This window comes from Chryseobacterium gwangjuense, from assembly GCF_021311115.1.
In the GTDB taxonomy this organism is placed as follows: Bacteria; Bacteroidota; Bacteroidia; order Flavobacteriales; family Weeksellaceae; genus Chryseobacterium; species Chryseobacterium gwangjuense.
In genome coordinates this window covers 123,599-144,826 of record NZ_JAJTNP010000003.1, presented here as the reverse complement: position 1 = coordinate 144,826, position 21,228 = coordinate 123,599, and the positions used below count along the sequence as shown (strand labels likewise).

Annotated in this window: 18 protein-coding genes; 9 read left to right on the top strand and 9 right to left on the bottom strand. The window is 33.8% G+C overall.

Features of this window, described 5'->3' with window-relative positions; translation table 11 throughout:
• Nucleotides 1-49 precede the first annotated feature (49 nt).
• The 3 genes from LV842_RS07220 to LV842_RS07210 all read right to left on the bottom strand — a co-directional run bounded on the left by LV842_RS07220 (nucleotide 50) and on the right by LV842_RS07210 (nucleotide 3,757).
• The gene (locus tag LV842_RS07220) at nucleotides 50-640 is read right to left on the bottom strand and encodes a DUF1572 domain-containing protein (RefSeq protein WP_233110784.1); all 591 of its coding nucleotides are present in this window, start codon (nucleotides 638-640) and stop codon (nucleotides 50-52) included.
• 86 nt (nucleotides 641-726) lie between these two features.
• On the bottom strand, nucleotides 727-2,823 hold the full coding sequence (locus tag LV842_RS07215) for a T9SS type B sorting domain-containing protein (RefSeq protein WP_233110783.1): 2,097 nt from the start codon (nucleotides 2,821-2,823) through the stop codon (nucleotides 727-729).
• A 136-nt stretch (nucleotides 2,824-2,959) separates the two neighbouring features.
• Entirely contained in the window at nucleotides 2,960-3,757 is a 798-nt protein-coding gene (locus tag LV842_RS07210) for a hypothetical protein (RefSeq protein ID WP_233110782.1), read from the bottom strand.
• Between the two features lie 199 nt (nucleotides 3,758-3,956).
• Here LV842_RS07210 and glgP point away from each other — a divergent pair, with 199 nt between their 5' ends.
• A complete protein-coding gene (gene glgP / locus LV842_RS07205; protein WP_233110781.1) occupies nucleotides 3,957-5,621 on the top strand; it encodes an alpha-glucan family phosphorylase in 1,665 nt (554 codons plus the stop codon).
• 63 nt (nucleotides 5,622-5,684) lie between these two features.
• On the opposite strand, the gene LV842_RS07200 is transcribed toward glgP, so the two are convergent.
• Together LV842_RS07200 and LV842_RS07195 are read right to left on the bottom strand one after the other, a co-directional pair.
• Nucleotides 5,685-5,870: a DUF6496 domain-containing protein gene (locus LV842_RS07200; RefSeq protein ID WP_233110780.1), complete on the bottom strand. Its 186-nt coding sequence runs from the start codon at nucleotides 5,868-5,870 to the stop codon at nucleotides 5,685-5,687.
• A gap of 14 nt (nucleotides 5,871-5,884) precedes the next feature.
• Nucleotides 5,885-6,358, bottom strand: a complete 474-nt coding sequence (locus LV842_RS07195; protein WP_233110779.1) for a hypothetical protein — start codon at nucleotides 6,356-6,358, stop codon at nucleotides 5,885-5,887.
• A gap of 119 nt (nucleotides 6,359-6,477) precedes the next feature.
• Here LV842_RS07195 and LV842_RS07190 point away from each other — a divergent pair, with 119 nt between their 5' ends.
• From LV842_RS07190 to recG, 8 genes are all read left to right on the top strand, one after another.
• Nucleotides 6,478-8,607 carry a S9 family peptidase gene (locus LV842_RS07190; protein ID WP_233110778.1) on the top strand — a complete coding sequence of 710 codons (2,130 nt, stop codon included), beginning with the start codon at nucleotides 6,478-6,480 and terminating at the stop codon, nucleotides 8,605-8,607.
• An 83-nt stretch (nucleotides 8,608-8,690) separates the two neighbouring features.
• Nucleotides 8,691-9,305, top strand: coding sequence for a hypothetical protein (locus tag LV842_RS07185; RefSeq protein ID WP_233110777.1), 615 nt, complete (start codon nucleotides 8,691-8,693; stop codon nucleotides 9,303-9,305).
• Between the two features lie 137 nt (nucleotides 9,306-9,442).
• A complete protein-coding gene (locus tag LV842_RS07180; RefSeq protein WP_233110776.1) occupies nucleotides 9,443-11,098 on the top strand; it encodes a peptide MFS transporter in 1,656 nt (551 codons plus the stop codon).
• A 132-nt stretch (nucleotides 11,099-11,230) separates the two neighbouring features.
• Nucleotides 11,231-12,985 (top strand): peptide MFS transporter, encoded by a 1,755-nt coding sequence (locus LV842_RS07175; protein WP_233110775.1) that lies wholly within the window; start codon nucleotides 11,231-11,233, stop codon nucleotides 12,983-12,985.
• A 148-nt stretch (nucleotides 12,986-13,133) separates the two neighbouring features.
• The gene (locus LV842_RS07170; RefSeq protein ID WP_233110774.1) at nucleotides 13,134-14,645 is read left to right on the top strand and encodes a peptide MFS transporter; all 1,512 of its coding nucleotides are present in this window, start codon (nucleotides 13,134-13,136) and stop codon (nucleotides 14,643-14,645) included.
• Between the two features lie 38 nt (nucleotides 14,646-14,683).
• A complete protein-coding gene (locus tag LV842_RS07165; protein WP_233110773.1) occupies nucleotides 14,684-15,217 on the top strand; it encodes a thioredoxin family protein in 534 nt (177 codons plus the stop codon).
• Nucleotides 15,218-15,284: 67 nt separating this feature from the next.
• Entirely contained in the window at nucleotides 15,285-15,830 is a 546-nt protein-coding gene (locus LV842_RS07160) for a hypothetical protein (RefSeq protein WP_233110772.1), read from the top strand.
• Complete coding sequence (gene recG / locus LV842_RS07155) at nucleotides 15,827-17,911, top strand: ATP-dependent DNA helicase RecG (RefSeq protein ID WP_233110771.1); 2,085 nt, start codon at nucleotides 15,827-15,829, stop codon at nucleotides 17,909-17,911. Before LV842_RS07160 ends, recG begins: the two co-directional genes overlap by 4 nt.
• A gap of 424 nt (nucleotides 17,912-18,335) precedes the next feature.
• On the opposite strand, the gene LV842_RS07150 is transcribed toward recG, so the two are convergent.
• The 4 genes from LV842_RS07150 to dapA form a co-directional block, all read right to left on the bottom strand.
• On the bottom strand, nucleotides 18,336-18,785 hold the full coding sequence (locus LV842_RS07150) for a hypothetical protein (protein ID WP_233110770.1): 450 nt from the start codon (nucleotides 18,783-18,785) through the stop codon (nucleotides 18,336-18,338).
• Complete coding sequence (locus LV842_RS07145; protein WP_233110769.1) at nucleotides 18,782-19,360, bottom strand: helix-turn-helix domain-containing protein; 579 nt, start codon at nucleotides 19,358-19,360, stop codon at nucleotides 18,782-18,784. The genes LV842_RS07150 and LV842_RS07145 overlap by 4 nt, the downstream gene beginning before the upstream one ends.
• 263 nt (nucleotides 19,361-19,623) lie before the next feature.
• A complete protein-coding gene (locus tag LV842_RS07140) occupies nucleotides 19,624-20,127 on the bottom strand; it encodes a GNAT family N-acetyltransferase (RefSeq protein WP_233110768.1) in 504 nt (167 codons plus the stop codon).
• Nucleotides 20,128-20,223: 96 nt separating this feature from the next.
• A complete protein-coding gene (gene dapA, locus LV842_RS07135; RefSeq protein ID WP_233110767.1) occupies nucleotides 20,224-21,096 on the bottom strand; it encodes a 4-hydroxy-tetrahydrodipicolinate synthase in 873 nt (290 codons plus the stop codon).
• Nucleotides 21,097-21,228: the final 132 nt, after the last annotated feature.

The window sequence follows — 21,228 nt, the reverse complement described above, 5'->3', positions numbered from 1 at the left end:
TGTGGTTGCAAAGATAGTAATTTTAATATGATTTTTAAATTGATTCAGTCTATTGCTTAAATTCTCCTCTTACTTCCGGACTATTTTGATAACAAACCGGCGAAGAATTTGACTCCAAATCGTTTTCAGCAAGCTTATTTTTCATTTCAGTATTAAATTCCTGCGACTTATTTCTGGCAATAGAAAGTGTTTTCCAATGATCGTTTTTAACCATTTTTGCAATATATACGACCTGTCCGATATGATAAGGATAATGTGCCAGTTGACGGAAAACAGCATCAATTACCGAGTGTGCTTCACTTCTGATGTAAATTGTTGCATATAAATTCTCATCATTTATTTGACTCAATGCATTAAAAAGACATTCCCATCCTTTTTCCCAATATGCTAAAACTTCTTCTTTTGTTTTAAAAGTATTGATAAATTCTTCATCACGGTTTCTCCAAGCTTTCTCACCATCTTCTGTTAAGAAATTCGTCCATCTCGACAGCATATTTCCGGCAATATGTTTCACAATAACTGCTATTGAATTACTTTCTTCGTTGAATTGCCAGAAAAACTGTTCATCAGAAAGCTGTTCAAACGACTTATCACCAAGCATTTTATAATACTCAAAACGTTTTATGAATAAATCTTTCATACCTAATAATTTGATACACTAATTTAACAATTTTGGAAATAAAAAACCGCCACTATTTGTGACGGCTTTACTATTTTTAAATTAATTTATTCTCTGTTTTTCACCATGATCCATCCTGAATATTTAACCGGTGTATTTTGTTTACCCGGTTCATTCCATGTGATAGAATACCAGTAATTTCCTGTTGGAACAGCTTTATTTCCGGTAGTTCCGTTCCATTTATAGTTATTAAATTTATCTGCCTCGAAAATCTTGTTTCCGTATCTGTCATAGATATTAAATACCAGATTATGTTTACCTGCCAATGCCGAATAATCAATAACATCATTGATTCCATCTCCGTTTGGCGTAATGGCATTAATTAAATTCGGAACAACAATAATCACCTCTACAGGCTCACAGTTATAAGCATCTTTTACATAGATGGTATGATCCCCTCTCTTAACATTGGTAAAGATATTCGAGTCCTGCCAATTGATATTATCCATTGAATATTTGTATGGTGCTGTACCTCCTGTAACGTTTATCGTAACCGTAGTAGTAGAAATATCAACACTTAATACTACAGGTTCTTGAGAAGCATGTACTTTTACCATTTGTGTAGCGATACATTCTCCTTTTTTTAATTTTACCCAATACACTCCCACACTCACATTCGCAATACTTGAGGTAGTTTCTCCTGTACTCCATTCATAACCATCAAATCCAGATCCTGCATCAAGAGTCGTCTTATCTTCAATACAAATCGTTTTATCTTTTAAAACCGATGAGTAAACCGGAGGAATGATTGACAATGTTATTTTAGCAATTCCATAACAACCATTCGCATCTGTTACTTTCACGTACGCAACACCTTCTGACGAAACATATGCTGTAGGAGTCAGTATTTCATTAGTTCCGTTGATTGCATTAGCAACTGAGGCATAATATTTTTTAGTAACACCACTCTGTGTCGTCACAGATACTGTTGTCAAGTTAAAAGACGCTGTTTTAGGATCTTTCTCCGACGCACAAGCTTTTAAAGAAGCATCATTCACGATGACTTCCGGATAAAATTTAAGCGTAATTACCGCTACCGTTGAACATCCTTGTGAAGTTTTTATGGAAGCATATACCGTACCTTCTGCTGATAAATACTGACTCGGATTTGTAATTTCTGAGGTTCCTGCATTCAAATCAGCCATTGTTGGATAGTATTTAATCGTCACGTTGGATCCGCTATAAACATTTGCTGTGGTTAAATTAAATAAACCTTTCCCCGATTTATAATTATTACAAGCAAATAACGTAACATTATTACCCGAAATTCCCCCTAACTTAAATTTGAATTTACCAATCTGTCTACAAAAATTAATAGGATTATTAGGATTTGAAGGATCCTGATAGTGTATACTGTAATAATAAATTGCAGTGGTATTCACCGTCATAGGTGCTACAATAGGACTCGTTCCGGCAAGTGCGTCGTTTTGAGTCGTATGATAAGTAATGATAAAATTAGGATTTCCATTCAGAATTCCCGGAGTCAGCGTACTGAAATCAAAAATAGCAGGGTTTGCACAGATCAGAATTTCTCTTGGATCATTTGGATTTGCTGCAGGAGTTCCCGGTGGAGTAAACGGATGCGGCTGTAAAGTAGGGTCTGTAAAAGGAGAAGCCAACGTTGCAGTTCCGCCCCAAGTTAAAGAAAATGGAGCAATAGTGGTACTTCCCGCTCCTACCCAATTATCAATATACAGGTAATAAGTTTGTCCAGCCAATACATTCATGTACATACAATACGGAGTAAGTGATCCTCCTGCTGCACTGGTAAGTGTACTCGTCATATTTAATCCTGTAGATGCTCCTACCCCAATTGCAGTAGCTGCATTGCATCGTATGGGTGAACCTAAACTTCCGCAACTTACATTAGGTCCGTAAATTGCCCAATCATAATCTGCTCCCGGATCATTCGGAACTAAATCAAAAGTAAGTGTTCCGCTGGTAGCAATCGTAAGTTTATACCATATTGAATTATGTTCACCTGTTGTCAAGCAGCCTCCTAAAGTTTCATTAACTGCACCTATTCCTGTAGGACTGTATGTGATGCTTGAGTTTCCGCACACGGACAAAGCAGTAGAACAATCTGCCTGAGAAAAATAAACTTGTGATAATAATAAAAGAAATAATAGTAAAGTTTTTTTCATTATCAATTGGTTATTAAATTTTAAGTTACACCAAATATAATAATTTTAAATTAATAATAAAAAAATACGAAAAAACCAAAATATTTAATTATAAAAACGATAAATAATTAAACTTATGGAAACAAATAAACAGAAACTACTTTATACTCGTAATATTTCCGCACATATTTTCAAGATGGAAAATTTTATGAAAAGGACTCTTCACCTCATTCAGATGCTCTTTATCCTGAATGAAGGTATATCGGGAAGCCAAAGAATTCATATCAGAAACAATCACTAGCCAACATTCATCTACTGTAGTATCATAATAAGGAAATTTCTCGTTTTTCTTTTCGATTAACTCTAAAATCTTCTCAGAGCAAAGCTCATCAAACAAGTTCATGTTGTACTCATGAGTAATGAAAACATTTCTGCGGTGAAATGATTTTCGCACACTTTTCACGCAGCCAAACGCTTTTCCTTTCTTAATGCTTTTGTAAATACTTAAAATAATTTCTTCCTGATGTTCCAGAGAATCCAGCTTAATATTTGGATAGAATTCTAAAAAATAAACACCACGATACTTCGTAGTGTCTTCTTGTTCCAGCAATATTTCTGTCTGACGGAAAATCTTATTTAAGCTGCTTTCAACCTTTTTCATTTCAAGATGGTTGATTACTTCCGTAAGCTCTATTCCTATTTTCTTGTCGTTGAATTTAGCGATAAAGTCAGGACTTTCGCAGGTAAGGTTTTCAAATTGTACTTCGGGAAAATGATGCATAAAAGAATTCAGCAACAAAATTTCGGCTTTCTTTTTGTATTTCTCGCGATCATGAAGCGGAGATTCATCTATTTTACGATGATACTTCTCCATCGGCTTTTTTTTCAAATGTCGATTCAGATAATATAAGCTCAGATTTTTAATTAAATCTTCATCAGAAAATGTCTTTTTCATGTGCTTGTTATATTATTGTTATGGAACACATACAACTCCCGATTTCAATTCATGAAGTTTTGATTATCAAAAATTTACACTTAAAGGTAAGTAAAAAAACGATTCAAAAAGTGCTTTTAGAAATAATTTCTCATATAATTAATATAGAGTTTACTTTCTTAATCGATACCTTTGCCCTTCAATTATAAAACTGCGATTTATGGATTTTAAAAACTTTAAAATACCTTACAGCATCAATCCCCAATATTCTAAAAAAGTAGCCTATTTTTCAATGGAATTTGCCATTGAACAGGTGTTGAAAATATATTCAGGAGGTCTCGGATTTCTAGCGGGATCTCATATGAGAAGTGCTTATAATTTAAAGCAGGACCTTATAGGAATCGGTATTCTTTGGAAATTCGGATATTATGACCAGGCCAGAAATCACGATCAATCCTTACAACCGACATGGACACGAAAGATGTATAGCTTTCTTGAAGACACAGGGATAAAATTTCAGATTGAAATACACAGTGCTCCGGTTTGGGTAAAGGTTTGGTATTTAGATCCTGAAATCTTCAATACGGCTCCGATGTTTTTCCTGTCAACAGATGTTCCTGAAAATGATCACCTTTCAAAAACGATCTGTCACAAACTCTATGATGCCAATGAAGCTACAAAACTAGCGCAGTACATTTTATTGGGTAAGGGCGGAGCAAGATTACTGGACGAAATGAACATCGAAAGAGACACTTATCATCTTAACGAGGCTCACGGACTTCCTGCAGCATTTCATTTACTGAAAAAATACAACGGAGATTTAAATAAAGTAAGAGAAAAGCTGGTTTTCACCACCCATACTCCTGAAGAAGCAGGAAATGAAAAACACAACCTGAAATTATGTTATGATATGTCATACTTTTCAGGTTTGAGCATGGAAGAAGTAAAAAAAATTGAAGGTGCAGACGACGACCGTTTTAATCATTCTCTTTGTGCTTTGAAAATGGCAAAAATTGCCAACGGAGTTTCACAGCTTCACGGAGTGGTTTCCAGAGCTATGTGGAGCAAATATTCCGGAATTTGCGGAATTACCTCAATTACCAATGCTCAGGAATTTAAATATTGGGCAGATAAACCGCTGTACAATTCAAAAGACGAAAATGATGAAACCGTTTTCGATTACAGAAAAAAACATCTAAAGAAAAGACTATTCAAAATTGTTGCGGACCAAACCGGAAATTTATTTAACCCGAACGTATTTACCATTGTCTGGGCAAGAAGATTTGCAGGTTATAAAAGAGCCGACTTACTATTACACGACAAAGACAGGTTGTACAGATTATTGAACCATCCTAAATATCCGATACAGATCATTTGGGCAGGAAAACCTTATCCGATGGATTACTCTGCGATTTCCACTTTCAATTCGTTGGTTGAAGAAAGCAAAAATCACAAAAATATGGCAGTTCTTACAGGATATGAATTGTCATTAAGCAAGTCTTTAAAACAAGGTTCAGATCTTTGGTTAAACAATCCCAGAGTTCCGAGAGAAGCTTCTGGAACTTCAGGTATGACGGCTTCTATGAACGGTTCTGTTAATTTATCTACAAATGACGGATGGATTCCCGAGTTTGCAAAACACGGAGAAAATTCATTTGTTGTTCCAAAAGCAGATTACCAGAATATGAGCATTTACGAGCAGGACAATTATGATTTGAATAAATTATATGAAATCCTTGAAAACGAAATTCTTCCTACCTATTATGAAAATCCTAATGCATGGAGAAAAATTCAGCACAATGCCATGAATGATGTGAAAGATCAGTTCAACAGTGATCGAATGGCAGATGAATATTACAAGATTCTTTACAACTATAATGGATAACTCACTATAAAATAACAAAATCGGTTTGAACATGCTTCAGACCGATTTTGTTTTGTGTATTAATCAATTTTTCTTTTTTGGAGGCACTTTCAAACCTGCTTCCCTAGCTTCAGAAATACCAATCGCTATGGCTTGTTTTCTGCTGGTCACTTTTTCTCCGGAAGAAGATTTTAGTTTTCCTGCCTTAAATTCGTGCATTACTTGTCCTACTTTATCTTGAGCTTTTTCTGAATATTTTATTTTGCTCATGATTCTGTTTTTTTTTAAGATTTAGGAAGGGCTACCCCTATTTCATAAACACATGCATGCTTCAAATACTTTGAGCGTTCTCTGGATGTCACCGATTCCAAATGATTGTTTTTTAATACGATAATCGGATCTTCCGTATTTTCAATTTCAAAATTCGCAAAATATCTTTCATCAGGACTTGTTTTGTCATTGTGTGCTTTTATTTTTTGCAGTTCATCTGCATATTTTCTAAATCCCGGATCCGAAGAATGGATAAATTTATATTCGTCACCTGCATCCACATAATAATGTAGTTTTTTCTCAATTAAATCTACCTCCTGGCAAATCTCAGGATTATCATTTCCATCTTTAAAACTCACTTCCACCAATGTTCCTCCTTTTTTCTGTGCACATTGTTCAGCATCATTATAGCTGGAAAATCCAGTATATATAACTTGATTATCTAAAACATATCGATTCAGTTTTTGGTTAAATGCATTCGTTTCCATAATTATTATTGATTTGATTATATATTAATTATATTCAATTTTGTTGCCAAAAGCATTGTTTTAATTTGCTTTTTTTAGCATTTATAAAATTATTATATTTGGAATCTTTAAAATTAGAAATGAAAAAATTCTTACTAACGCTTACAGTTGCGGCTGTATTTCAAAGTTTATCCGCACAAGAAATCACTTTAGATAAAATATATTCAGGGTATTACCGTGGTAAAGGCATTGCCGGAATCACTTCCATGAAAAACGGTGAAAATTACTTAGTGATCGAACAAGGCGGAATTGCTAAATATTCTTATAAAACATCTCAAAAGGAAGGAAACCTTGTAGACGGAAATTTTGAAAGCTATGAGTTTTCTGATGATGAATCTAAAATTCTTTTGTTAAAGCAAAGTCAGCAGATTTACAGACATTCATTTTTAGGAACATTTGATGTAAAGGATCTGAAATCAGGAAAAACAATTTCATTAAACAATGGAAAACCGGTTCAGGAGCCAAGATTCTCTCCGGATGCAACAAAAGTCGCTTTCATTGTTGATAATAATATTTTTTATCAGGATGTAAATTCAGGAAAAATAACGCAGGTTACAGAAAATGGTGTTAAAAATAAAGTATTAAACGGTCTTGCAGATTGGGTATATGAAGAAGAATTCGGACATGCAAGATTGTACGAATGGACAAAAAACTCCAATGCCATTATCTTCGTAGAATCTGTTGAAGAAAGTGTTCCGGAAATTTATATTCCAATTTACGGAAAAACACTTTACCCAAGTGAAATGCGTTACAAATATCCAAAAGCAGGAGAAAAGAACTCTGTCGTTTCTGCCCACATCTATCTTTTGGACAGCGGTAAAAAAACGAAAGTGAACTTGAATAACTTTAAAAACTATTATATTCCCAACGTTATTCAGACTGCAAAATCAGACGAAATTGTATTGATTACTTCTGAAAGAACACAAAATGCTTCAGATATTTTAAAGGTGAATACCAAAACGGGAGATGTGAAAAAGCTTTTCACCGAGACCGATGAAAAATGGATCGACACCGATAATGTAACGTTAGAATTCTTAGACGACAACAGCTTCCTTTGGGGATCTGAAAGAGACGGAAACCGTCATTTGTACTGGTACGATCAGGAAGGAAAACTGAAAAAACAAGTTACAAAAGGAAATTGGGAGGTTACTGATTATTACGGTTACAATCCAAAATCAAAAGAAATCTATGTTCAGACCACTGAAAAAGGAAGCATCAATAAAGTAGTTTCTAAAGTAAATATCGAAAACGGAAAAGCTCAGCTGATTTCAAATGCCGAAGGAAATAATTCCGCAAACTTCAGCAAAAACTATAATTACTGCATCGAAACTTCTTCTACTGCTGCAAAACCTTACACATTCGTTCTTAAAGACGGAAACGGTAAAGTGGTAAAAGAACTTCAGAATAATGATGCTCAGCTTCAAAAATTAAAAACAGATAATTTCGTTGAAAAAGAATTCATCACTATTCCAAACGAAGCAGGAGATCAGATGAACGCATGGATTATCAAGCCTAAAAACTTTGATAAAAACAAAAAATATCCATTATTCATGTTCCAATATTCTGGTCCGGGATCTCAACAGGTTGCTAATTCTTGGGACAACGGAAACGGAATCTGGTTTGAAATGTTAGCTCAAAAAGGGTATATCGTAGCTTGTGTTGATGGACGTGGAACAGGTTACAAAGGGGCTAAATTCAAGAAAGTTACCTACATGAATTTAGGAAAATACGAAATTGAAGATCAGATTACCGCTGCAAAATGGTTCGGAAACCAATCATACATCGACAAATCAAGAATCGGAATCTTCGGATGGAGTTTCGGAGGTTATATGGCTAGTTTAGCGATGACAAAAGGAGCCGATGTTTTCAAAACAGGAATCGCAGTGGCACCGGTGACTAACTGGAGATATTATGATTCAGTATACACAGAAAGATTTTTAAGAACGCCACAGGAAAATCCAGATGGATACGATAAAAATTCTCCTACTGAATATGCTAATTTATTAAAAGGAAAATTCTTATTAATTCACGGAACTGCTGATGACAATGTACATTTCCAAAATTCTATGGAATTCTCGGAAGCTTTAATTCAAAATAAAAAACAGTTTGAATTCATGGCGTACCCTGATAAAAACCACGGAATTTACGGCGGACAGACAAGACCGCAGTTGTATCAGAAAATGACTGATTTTATTTTAGAAAATCTTTAAAATCATCATTTAATAATAACAAAATCCGACTCATCTGAAGTCGGATTTTTTATTTAAAATGTATATTTTTAACTAAACAAAAAATGATGCATAAAATATTTATCACTTCTCTGCTATTTTGTTCTCTCTATATTTTCGGACAGGATGAAAGTACAGAACTCCTTCTTTATAAAAATGTTATAGAAAAATCTGATTCTTTATTCGCTATTGGAAAAATCTCGGAAATTGACTTTAAAATGGTGACCAATCTTGCTAAGAAATCAGATATGGAATCCCCTTCAAAATATTTTGAAAATTCACTACACCTTTTTAAAAATTCTAAATATAACGAGAGTGCCTTTTTGTATTATTTAGGGAAAATGAGAACTGCAGATTTCAATAATTATGGCAATGGACATTTTCAACTTTCTGCAGATGAGAATGTAACTTTAGAAGAAGGACTTTTTATGTATATGGCTTTGGACGCAGATAATTTTGTGAAGATTTTAAAAATGGCTAAAGATTTTTACCATACAAATGATTATCTATACATCAGTAAAAATAAAGGATACCAAAAAGTAAAAAGCCCCGGAAATTATAATGAACTTATAACTGAAATAGAACACAATAAACCAAAGGCTCAGCAGGAATTTTCCACACAACGGGACGAGATGAAAAAACGTGTGCTGGAGTACCTGCAATACTTTAATTCTAAATAACTTCACAACCCATCTCTTAATTATCAAACTTTTCAGGAAGTCATTTATTAATTTCATTAATCATTTCGTGAAATTTCAATTTATTTTATCAATTAAAATTAAAAACCTATTTTTGGGAAATTTGAAATTTATCAACTATGAAGACTAAACATCCTAAAGGGTTGCCTTTCCTCTTCTTTACTGAAATGTGGGAACGTTTCGGGTATTATTTAATTCTCGGAATTTTTGTATTGTACGTGATTGAACCAACAGGTTTAAAAGGAGGTCTTGGACTTCCCGACAAAACAGCAGACGACATTTTTGGAACTTATATCGCTTTGACTTATCTAACCCCTTTCATTGGTGGATTTTTAGCAGACAGAGTTTTAGGGTATATCAAATCGATTTATTTGGGAGGAATTTTAATGGCAGCCGGATATATCGGAATGGGTGTTTTCAAAGATCTGACATTATTTTATTGTTCATTGGCATTAATTATCATCGGTAATGGTTTCTTTAAACCCACCATTTCCACATTGCTTGGAAATCTGTATTCCGAAGAACCTTATAAAGCCAATAAAGATTCCGGATACAATATTTTCTATATGGGAATCAATATCGGAGCGTTTATCTGTAATATTATTGCGGCATTCATGCGAAATAAATTCGGTTGGGGTGAAGCTTTCATCACTGCCGGAGTCGGAATGCTGATCGGTATGGTGATTTTTACTATCGGTAGAAAACATTATATCCATGCTGCTCAAATGAAGCCGGTTCAGGAAGGAGATACCAAACTTTCTGAGATTATGCTGAAAGTTTTCTTACCAGCTATCATTGCCGGAGCAATCGGTTGGGTAATTCCCGGAAATATTTTTGGAAGTGATAATACGGATGCCTTTATTTTCGCTTGTATTCCTGTTATTTACTTTTATGCATCCCTTTATTTCAAAGCAAAACCGGAAGAAAAATCATCCATCGGAGCTTTGTTATCAGTATTTTTAATCAGTATGTTCTTCTGGGCGGTGTTCAAACAAAACGGAACTGCGTTAACAAGATGGGCAAATTATTATACAGACAGAAGCGTTCCGGCATCATTAGAAAAACCTTTAGAAGGAATTTATATGGTTGATGGGAAAAGCTATGAAAACAAAGAAGTTCCTGTATATGATGATCAGTTCCAGTCTCAGAAAGATAAAGACGGAAACACAATTAAAGTACAAGGGAAAGATGTTTATTTTAAAAATATATCTCCTGAACAACGTGCAGCATTAGAGAAAAATCCTGAAACAAAGACATACTTATATAATACAGAATTATTTCAGTCCATCAATCCATTCTGGGTAATTGCCTTAACTCCTGTTGTGGTCGGATTCTGGGCACTATTGAGAAGAAAAGGAAAAGAACCTTTAACACCGACTAAAATTGTTTTGGGATTATTTATTTCCGGATTATCATGTCTGGTAATGGTTTTAGCAGTTTCTGCCGGAGATAATGGAGCTGTAAAAGTTTCGCCTTGGTGGTTGGTAGCCAGCTATGGCGTAATCACAATTGGGGAATTATGTCTTTCTCCGATGGGATTATCTTTCGTTTCCAAGCTTTCTCCAGCAAGAATTACCGCTTTGATGATGGGAGGCTTCTTCCTGGCAAACTCTGTTGGAAATAAGCTTTCTGGAATTCTTGCGAGTACCTGGTATAGCTATGACAACAAAATGAATTATTTCCTTGTAAACTTCGGATTATTAATATTTGCTACCCTTTTAGGAGTATCAATGTTAAAAAGATTAAACAAAATCATGAAAGAAAAAGGACATTAATCCTTATCACAATAAAGATTTTCAAGCTGTAGAGTTATTCTGCAGCTTTTTTATTTAAATATAAAATTAAAACCTTGCCGAAAACTCAAAAAAAACTATATTTGTCAGTCTTAACAAAAATTAACAATAAAAATGGATAATATTGAAGCATTAAATCCGAAAGCGGATGAATTTGTAGAGAATAAAGGTTCCAGACATCCAAAAGGATTATGGGTTCTTTTTGGAACCGAAATGTGGGAGCGTTTCAATTTTTACGGAATGAGAGCGTTACTTACGCTTTTCATGGTAAATTCCTTATTAATAAAAGAAGCTGATGCAGCTATCATTTATGGTGGGTTTTTAGCTTTATGTTATCTTACTCCGCTTTTAGGAGGTTTCATTGCTGATAAATATATCGGAAACAGAAATGCAATTTTGATCGGAGGATCATTAATGGCAATTGGTCAGTTCTTACTTTTCATCAGTGCTTCAACGTTCTCGGGAGGTCTTGATACTGCAAAAATGATCATGTGGTTGGCTTTATTTGTTATCATTTTCGGTAACGGATTCTTCAAACCAAACATTTCCTCAATGGTAGGAAGCCTTTATCCTAAACAAGAAAAATCAAAACTAGACTCTGCATTTACGATTTTCTATATGGGAATCAACATTGGAGCATTCTTAGGTCAGTTTATCTGTCCATACGTAGGAGACGTAAAAGATGCTACAACGGGAGTAAGAGATATTTTTGCTTTCAAATGGGGATTCTTAGCCGCTTCAATTGCTATGGTAATTGGAACAGTAACATTCTTCATCCTTAAAAACAAATATGTTGTAACACCGGAAGGGAGACCTATCGGAGGATTACCAAAACATAATACAAGTGCAGATTTCGAAGAAGGAGAAACGCAAACTGCTAAATTCTCAGGAGCAGCTTTAGGAATTACAGGTTTTATTTTCGTTGTTCTTTTCTTTGTTTTCAGATATTTACTTGTAGGTGAATTCGGATTCAAAGCAGTAGAAATGGGACAATTAATCAAAGGAATTATTTATCCTTTCATTTATGCAGCGGGTATTTCCTTAGCATTCCTTATCATGTCTTCTGCAGAAAACAAAGTTGAAAAACAAAGAATCTGGGTAATCTATATCGTATCATTCTTTATTATTTTCTTCTGGGCGGCTTTCGAGCAGGCAGGATCTTCATTAACGTTTATTGCAGACAACCAAACAGACAGAAGCATCTTCGGATGGAATATGCCGCCTTCAATGGTTCAGATTTTCAACGGAATTTTCGTTGTATTATTAGCAGTTCCTTTCAGTTTATGTTGGGATAAACTAAGAGCAAAAGGAAAAGAGCCGGTATCTCCGATGAAACAGGCAATTGGTTTAGCTTTAATTGCATTAAGTTATTTCATCATTGCACACAACGTAAAAGATCTTGGAAACTCAGGATTATTAGCAATCAAATGGTTAATGTTACTATACTTCATCCAGACTTGTGGTGAGCTTTGCTTATCTCCAATCGGGTTGTCATTGGTAGGAAAATTAGCTCCAAAAAGATTCGCTTCATTATTATATGGTGTGTTCTTTATTTCTAATGCTGCTGGTTATGCATTAGCTGGTTCATTAGGAGCGTTAATTCCTGCAACAGGTGATAAATTCTCTAAAGCACAAGAAATCGGAGTAAATCTTCAGGATGTTTTAGATAAAAAAGTTACTTTGACTGCTGATCAGGTTGCAGCTTTTGAAAAAGCTCAGTTACCTTTAGAAAACCCAACTTTTGTAGGTTTTGAGATCCACAATTTATTCGAATTCTTTATGGTATTCGTTGTTCTTTGTGGTATTGCAGCTGTTATTTTGGCTTTAATTTCACCAATCTTAAAGAAAATGATGCATGGTGTCAACTAATTCGCATCAATAAAATACAATGAAACCTCTGCTAAGTCAGAGGTTTTTTTTATTTTCGTATGTTCTTTATTAAAATACTTGTTACAATACGTCAACAATTAAATAAATTGAGCTAAAATCCCTAATTAAAATTTAATCATATATCATTATGAGCTTAACTTTAGATGAAATACAAAATTTCAAAGGAAAATACCCAAGGCAAATCTGGAGTCTTTTTTTCTCTGAAATGTGGGAACGTTTCTGTTTCTACGGAATGCGCGGAATGCTGGTTTTCTTTATGATTTCCCAGCTTAATTTCCACGAAAAAGAAGCCAATCTTCAATACGGTGCCACCCAAGCATTCGTGTACGCTTTTACTTTTGTTGGCGGACTTTTCGCTGATAAGATTTTAGGTTTTAGAAAATCTCTTTTTTGGGGTGGACTTTTAATGATTGTCGGAAGTTTAATTCTGGCAACCGATCCACACAAATTCTTTTTCTTAGGAATTGCATTCACCGTTGTAGGGACAGGATTTTTTAAACCCAATATTTCATCGATGGTTGGTCAGCTTTACAAACCAAACGATTCAAGAGCAGATGCAGGATTTTCATTGTTCTACGCAGGAATTAATCTTGGAGCGTTATTGGGCGGATATTTATGTATTGCCATTGGAAAGGGAGAGCTTTTCGCCAGTCTTATCCCAGAAGAAATGAGATGGCATATTGCTTTTGGTTTTGCTGCTGTAGTAATGGTAATAAGTCTTATCAACTTTATTTTTACTCAAAAAAGATTAGGTACAATCGGACTTCAGCCGGGACACCCTTTAAATGAAGTAAAATCTGCCCCAATTCCAAAATGGAAAGAATACGGAGTATATGTATTATCCTTAATCTTTGTTCCGATCATTATGATCATGGTTGCGAAAACAGAATATACCGATTATTTCATGTGGACGATCGGACCATTGACGTTAATCTATCTGTTCTACGAAATGACAAAAGTAACGTCTGCAGAGCGTAAAAAACTTTGGGCTGCTTTGGTTTTCATTTTATTCTCCATTTTATTCTGGGGAATCTACGAGCAAAGTGGAGGTTCGTTAAGTATTTTCGCTGCTAAAAACTTAAATAAAGATCTTTTGGGGCTGGATCCGAATGGGGTAAATAATTCCGGAGGCGCCTTCTTCATTATTTTCTTAGCTCCGTTGATCGGATTACTTTGGATTTGGTTAAATAAAAGAAAAATTGAACCTAATACCATCATTAAATTTGGTTTAGGATTTATTTTCCTTGGTTTAGGATATTATGTTCTATTTGCGACAAGACTTTTCGCCAACCTTCAGGGAATCACTTCTTTAAACTTTTTCACCATTGCATTATTAGTGATTACGTTGGGAGAACTCTGCCTCTCTCCTATCGGATTATCTATTATGACAAAACTTTCTACGAAAAACCTTCAGGGAATGATGATGGGAATGTGGTTTCTGGCTTCAGCTTACGGGCAGTATGTTGCAGGAATTATTGGTGCCGGTTTGGCAACCGCAAAAGAAGGTTCTACCAACTATGATGCTTTGATCACTTACACCGATGGATATAAACAATTAGGTTTATACGCTGTAATTGCCGGAGTGGTATTAATTTTGATTTCCCCATTCGTGAAAAAGTTAATGCAGGAAGTAAAATAGGAATAAGCAAATGCTTATTTTTACTTAAATATCAAATCATGAAGAAAATTATAAGCATCATCTGCCTTTTTTTGTTGACTTTCAACTTTGCGCAGGTAAAATGGATGACTATTGAAGAGGCATTGAAAGCTCAGAAAGAGAATCCTAAAAAAATATTGATCGATTTTTATGCAGACTGGTGTGGTCCGTGTAAGATTATGGATAAAAAAACGTACGGACATCAGGTGATTGCTGATATTATCAATGAAAATTATTATCCGGTAAAATTTAATGCGGAAGAAAAAAAATCAATCGAAATTTTTGACAGAACATTTTCAAACCCCAATACAGAAGTAAAAAGAGGTAAAAATTCTTTACATGAGTTTACTCAATATATGAATGTGGGAGCTGTTCCAAGTACAGTGTTCCTGGATGAAAACGGCGGACCTATCACCATATTGCAAGGAGAGCTGTCTGCTAAAGAATTAGAACCCTATTTAGAATTTATTTCAAAAGATATGTTCAAAAAAATTCGTTCGAGAGAACAATGGGAAGATTACCAGAAAAAATTTAAATCGAAAATAAAAAATTAAAATTTAGGCTTTCAGTATTGGAAGCCTTTTTTAATTTCCAATTTTTCCCGAAATTCGTAACTCATTTATGAATGGAATAATCAAAAAATTTTTCACAGTTATTTTAATTTCAATTCTCGCTGCTTTAATAGCGGGAATTTATGGCATTCTTCACGATCAACTCACATATACTATTTCTCCTGAATATTATACAAAATTTAAATTTATTCAGTTTAATATCTATGAAGATCATTTTGCAACAAGAGCTCGTGTTTCAACAGTTGGTTTTTTAGCAACTTGGTGGTTTGGCTTGTTGTTGGGAATTATTTTAAGTCTTTTCGGTTTATTACATAAGGACTGGAAAATGATGTTGAAAGTATCTATGAAATCTATTCTAATTGCTCTTATTACGGCTTTTATAATTGGGTTAATGGGACTTTTATATGGTCAATTTATTTTATCCAAACAACCAAGATCTCATTTTAATTCCTGGTACATTCCAGAAAATATAATTGACCTAAAAAGTTACATATCTGTTGGCTCTATGCATAATTTCAGTTATCTTGGAGGAATTATAGGTTTAATTTTAGGAGTCATTTATTCTTACAAAATATCATCCTTATCCAAAAAATGAACCTCGAAACTTCCATAGAATACGTTAAAGGTATCGGTCCTGAAAAAGCCAAGCTCATCAAAAATGTGTTGGGAGTTTCAACCGTGGAAGATTTACTGAACTTCTACCCTATTCGTTATTTAGATAAAAGCAAAGTTCATAAAGTTTCTCAATTGAAGGATGTGAATACAGATGTTCAGCTGAAAGGAAAAATTACAAGCATCCAGGAAATACAAACTGGAAAAACCAAAAGGCTTTCTGCTAAATTTAATGACGATACAGGTGCTATGGATTTGGTCTGGTTTCAGTATTCCAAATGGCTGAAAGAACAAATTCCTGTGAATAAGGAAATTTATATTTTCGGAAAGATTAATATTTTTAATAATCAATTTTCAATGCCCCATCCGGAAATTGAAATTGAAGAAAAAAAGGAAACCGACAATCGTTTAAAACCAATTTACCCAAGTTCTGAAAAGCTCACCAAAAGAGGTTTAAACCAAAAATTCTTTCAAACTATTTTAAAAAATATCTGTAAAGAAATTCCCAATCTCATTGAAGAAAATATGCCTGAATATATGACGAAACATTTTAAGTTTTTATCAAGGCAGCATACGTATCTCAACATCCATTTCCCAAAAGATTTGGAACATTTTGAAAAAGCCAATTACAGATTGAAGTTTGAAGAGTCTTTCTTTTTTCAACTAGGTTATGCTTTAAAAAAGCTCCATCATAAAACGCAATCGCACGGTAATCCTTTTCCTATTGTAGGAGATTTTTTCACGGGTTTCTACGAGAATAATCTTCCTTTTGAACTTACCGGAGCACAGAAAAGAGTGTTAAAAGAAATTCGTCAGGATATGAAGAAACCAATCCAGATGAACAGGCTTTTACAAGGTGATGTAGGTTCCGGAAAAACAATGGTTGCCCTGCTCACCATGCTTATTGCCATGGATAATGGTTTCCAAAGCTGTATGATGGCTCCCACAGAAATTCTTGCTCAACAGCATTATAACGGAATTAAAGATCTGCTTGCTGAAACAGGGATAAACGTGCGCCTTTTAACGGGTTCTACTAAAGCATCCGAAAGAAAAGTCATTCATGAACAGCTTGAAAATGGGGAACTTTCTATTTTAGTAGGAACTCATGCTGTTTTGGAAGATAAAGTAAAGTTTAAAAATCTTGGTTTGGCGATCATCGACGAACAACACAGATTTGGAGTTGCACAACGGGCAAAACTTTGGGCTAAAAATAAAATCCCACCTCATATTCTAGTGATGACTGCTACTCCTATTCCCAGAACACTGGCCATGAGTTTTTATTCTGATCTTGATGTTTCTGTGATCGATGAAATGCCGGTCGGAAGAAAGCCCATCATAACGGCTCACAGACGGGAAAAAGACAGGGCTTATGTTTATAATTTCTGCAGAGAGGAGATTCAGAAAGGAAGACAGATTTATTTTGTGTATCCACTCATTGAAGAATCTGAAACTTTAGATTATAAAAATTTGATGGTAGGATTAGAAAATGTGATGGATAATTTTCCAAAGTATAATGTGACCATGCTTCACGGAAAAATGAAACCTGATGAGAAAGATGCGGCTATGAATTATTTTGCATCGGGAAAAGCGGAAATTATGGTCGCAACCACCGTAATTGAAGTGGGTGTGAATGTTCCTAATGCTTCTGTAATGGTAATTGAAAGTGCGGAAAGATTCGGCTTGTCACAGCTTCACCAATTGCGTGGTCGTGTAGGTCGTGGCGCAGAGCAAAGCTATTGTATTCTGATGACTTCCGATAAATTATCTTCTGATAGTAGAACCCGCATCAAAACCATGACAGATACCAACGATGGTTTTAAAATCTCTGAAGTAGACATGAAACTTCGCGGTCCCGGAGATATTCTGGGAACTCAGCAGAGCGGTGTTGTAGATTTTAAAAGGCTGGATTTAATTGAAGATTCGGCCATTATAAAATTGACAAAAAAAACCGTTGATAAAATTCTTGAAGCTGATCCTGTGCTCAGCCGACCAGACAATCAATTGATCAAAAACTATTATCTTAGATATTACAGAGGGAAAAATAAATGGAGTAAAATTTCATAAAAAAGCCGTGAAAAAAAAATTTCTCACGGCTTTCCTAAAACTGTTATTAAGAAGAAATTGAAAGGCAAATAAAAAACAAAATGAATTGAGTTTCCAAATATTATTATAAAAACCAACTATTTGGGCTAAAAGAAAATTCTTTTAACTTTTGAGTTTTCATGATTGTACCGTTTTATTTAAAGATCTTCTGCGCTTAAATTGGAAACTCTAATCATTCATTTTGTTTAACTAACATTTTTTATCTAAGATTCTAGAGATAACATTAACTTTTCAAGCATTGTGTTTTTTATATAGCTTATTTGTGTTATTAATTTCTATTACAAAATTGATATATCCCAACAAAAAAAAATTACATCATTATCATTATTTTTTATATAATTATCACCTTAAAGTGAATATTATGTAACGTATAATTTATTTAGGATTACCCTATTTTCATGATGAAATTGCTTTTATTCAGCCCTGAAGTCTGGTATTGCCAAATCATTGTAATAATCTCAGAAACATGTTTCTTAAGTTTGGTATAATCATCATTGATTTTCAAAAAGATATTCGCTCCGGCAATAAGAACTTCCTCTATTTCACTATCTGGTAAGTCTTCAGCATAAACAATACATAATACAGCATTATATTTTATATCATTTATTCTTTCACGAATAATCTGGAAATCTGTATTATGAATGTCTGTATAACTGACAAATATTACATCCGGAATGCCTGAAGCAGCTTTATTTAAATATATAGCAAAGTCTTCTTCATTACTAAAATCTGTATATCTTATTTTTATTCTATGCTCTTGAAATATTTTTTTTAAAAGAATAAGATGATGTACATTGGAATCGAATAAGGCAACATTCAAGAACTCTTTATTCATACAATTGTTTTAGTACTTAATTCAACTTCTTTCAGGTTTTTCCTTTTTCCTATAATCTTTAAAAATTGGGAGGGTGTAAGACCCGTGATATTCTTAAATTGACTGCTTAAATGTGCCACACTTGAATAGTTTAGTTTTAATGAAATTTCCGTTAAGCTGTATTTATTACTCAACATCAATTCTTTAGCATATTCAATTTTTTGAATAATGATAAAGTTTTCTATCGAAGTATACGTAATTTCTGAAAACAGATTCGACAAGTATCCGTAGCTATGGTTCAGTTTTTCTGCAATATAAATAGAAGCCTTTATAGAAATATTGTTTTCCGCAAAAACAAGTCCTACAATCGCATCTTTTATTTTCTGCACCAAGGCTATTTTTTGACTTTCGATGATCTCAATACCATAGTCCTGAAGTTTTCTTTTAAAAACAAGATGCTGCTCTTGAGTAAAGTCTTCATAAAACTCAACTTCACCAAAATCGAGCATTCGGTATTTCAATCCGTATTCTTTCAACTGGTCGTCCAATACTTTCCTGCAGAGAGCATTGAAATCAAACTTAACATACATTTTCATCCTAATCCTAATGTGTTTATATTCTAAGTAAATATACTATTATTTCAAATGCAAGTGATATAGTTCTGCAAAAAAAAATTCCTGTATCTATTCAATACAGGAATTAAACACTAAGGATGAAAAAAAATATACTTACTAAAAAGCTAAAAATGCTAATAACAAAGTATATGTATGTTATATTTATAAGTGACTTGATACTTGCAAATATGCCAAGATAAATAAATTCACCTATTATAGAATTATAATAAAATGTTATATAATTTTTAGCTTTGTACTAAATATTCCATCAAAAAATCATCCATTACAAAACCATTCCCAATATCAAAAACGCCTTCATCATAAACTTTATACCCTTGAGATTCGTAAAAATTTCTTGCGGAATTGTATTTATTCACATTTAAAATAATTCTTTTGTCACCGAATTCGGCAACACTTTTATTTAAAAAAAGTAATGCTTGTTTTCCTACTCCTTTTCCTTTGCTTTCCGGAACAAGATAAATTCTGTGAAGCTTTGTCGTCTTCTCTTCGTAGTTGTTTTCATAACCTATAAAACCATCATAAGCATTATTATTTTCATCTTGAATTAAATAATACTGATAATTTAAATTTTGTAAATGCCCCGCAATTTCATCATAAGAATACATGGTACTGAGCATATACTCCATTTGTTCACCGGAAAGTATTTCTGCATAAGCATTCTCCCAGGATCTTCTTGCCAATTCCTGAATCAAAGGAATATCATTTTCTGTAGCTTTTATAAATTTCATTGTAGTTAAATTTTCTTGATTAAAAAAGGTGAAAAGTACTAAACCTTTCACCTTTATATGTTTGTTGTAACGTTGAAATGTTACTGGAAAATCATATTAAATATTTGCCATTTCAGCTTTAATCTTTGCATGAAGACCTTCAGAAGCCTTAACCAACGGAAGTCTCAGATAATTTTTAATAATTCCCATTTCCGCTAAAATTACTTTAATTCCGCAAGGATTTCCTTCAGCAAAAATCAATCTAGTGATTTCAACTAATTTGTTGTGAATTTCATAAGCTTCATCAACTTTTTTATCAAAAGCCAATTGAACCATCGTTGAGAATTCTTTCGGATATGCCTGTCCGATTACTGAAATCACCCCGTTTCCACCTGCTAAAGTTACAGGAAGTGTATATTCATCATCACCAGAAACCAAATTGAAACCTTCAGGCTTTTTTCTTAAAATATCGAAATACTGAAGAATATTAGGTGCCGCTTCTTTAATTAAGAATAAATTCGGGAATTCATTTGCCAAACGTAGTGTGGTTTCCGCTTCAATATTTTGTCCTGTTCTTGACGGAACATTGTAAATAATGATATTTTTTCCTGTAGAAGCCAACATTTTATAATGCTGATAAAGTCCCTCCTGATTAGGCTTATTGTAATAAGGTGATACAGAAAGTACAGCATCAAATGCAGAAAGATCTGCTTCTTCAATCTGTTTCTTGACTTCAAGAGTATTGTTTCCGCCAATTCCCAATACCAAAGGAACGCGTTTATTATTAACCTTAATGATATGTTCAATCACCTGTTTCTTCTCCTCAGCAGAAAGCGTCGCAGCTTCGGCTGTAGTTCCCAAAACAACTAAATAATTGGTTCCGTTTTCGATGTTGTAATCAACTAATTTTGTTAAACTTTCGAAATCTACGGATAAATCTTCATTAAAGGGTGTCACCAATGCAACACCTACTCCTTTTAAAATGCTCATCTGTTAGAATTATTTTTGCCAAATTTAATCATTTCGACTAAGAATTTATCATAAAAAATAATGTTTTATTCTACATATAATTATATTTGCATATACTAAAAGATATTATGAAATCGCTGTAACCGAAAATAT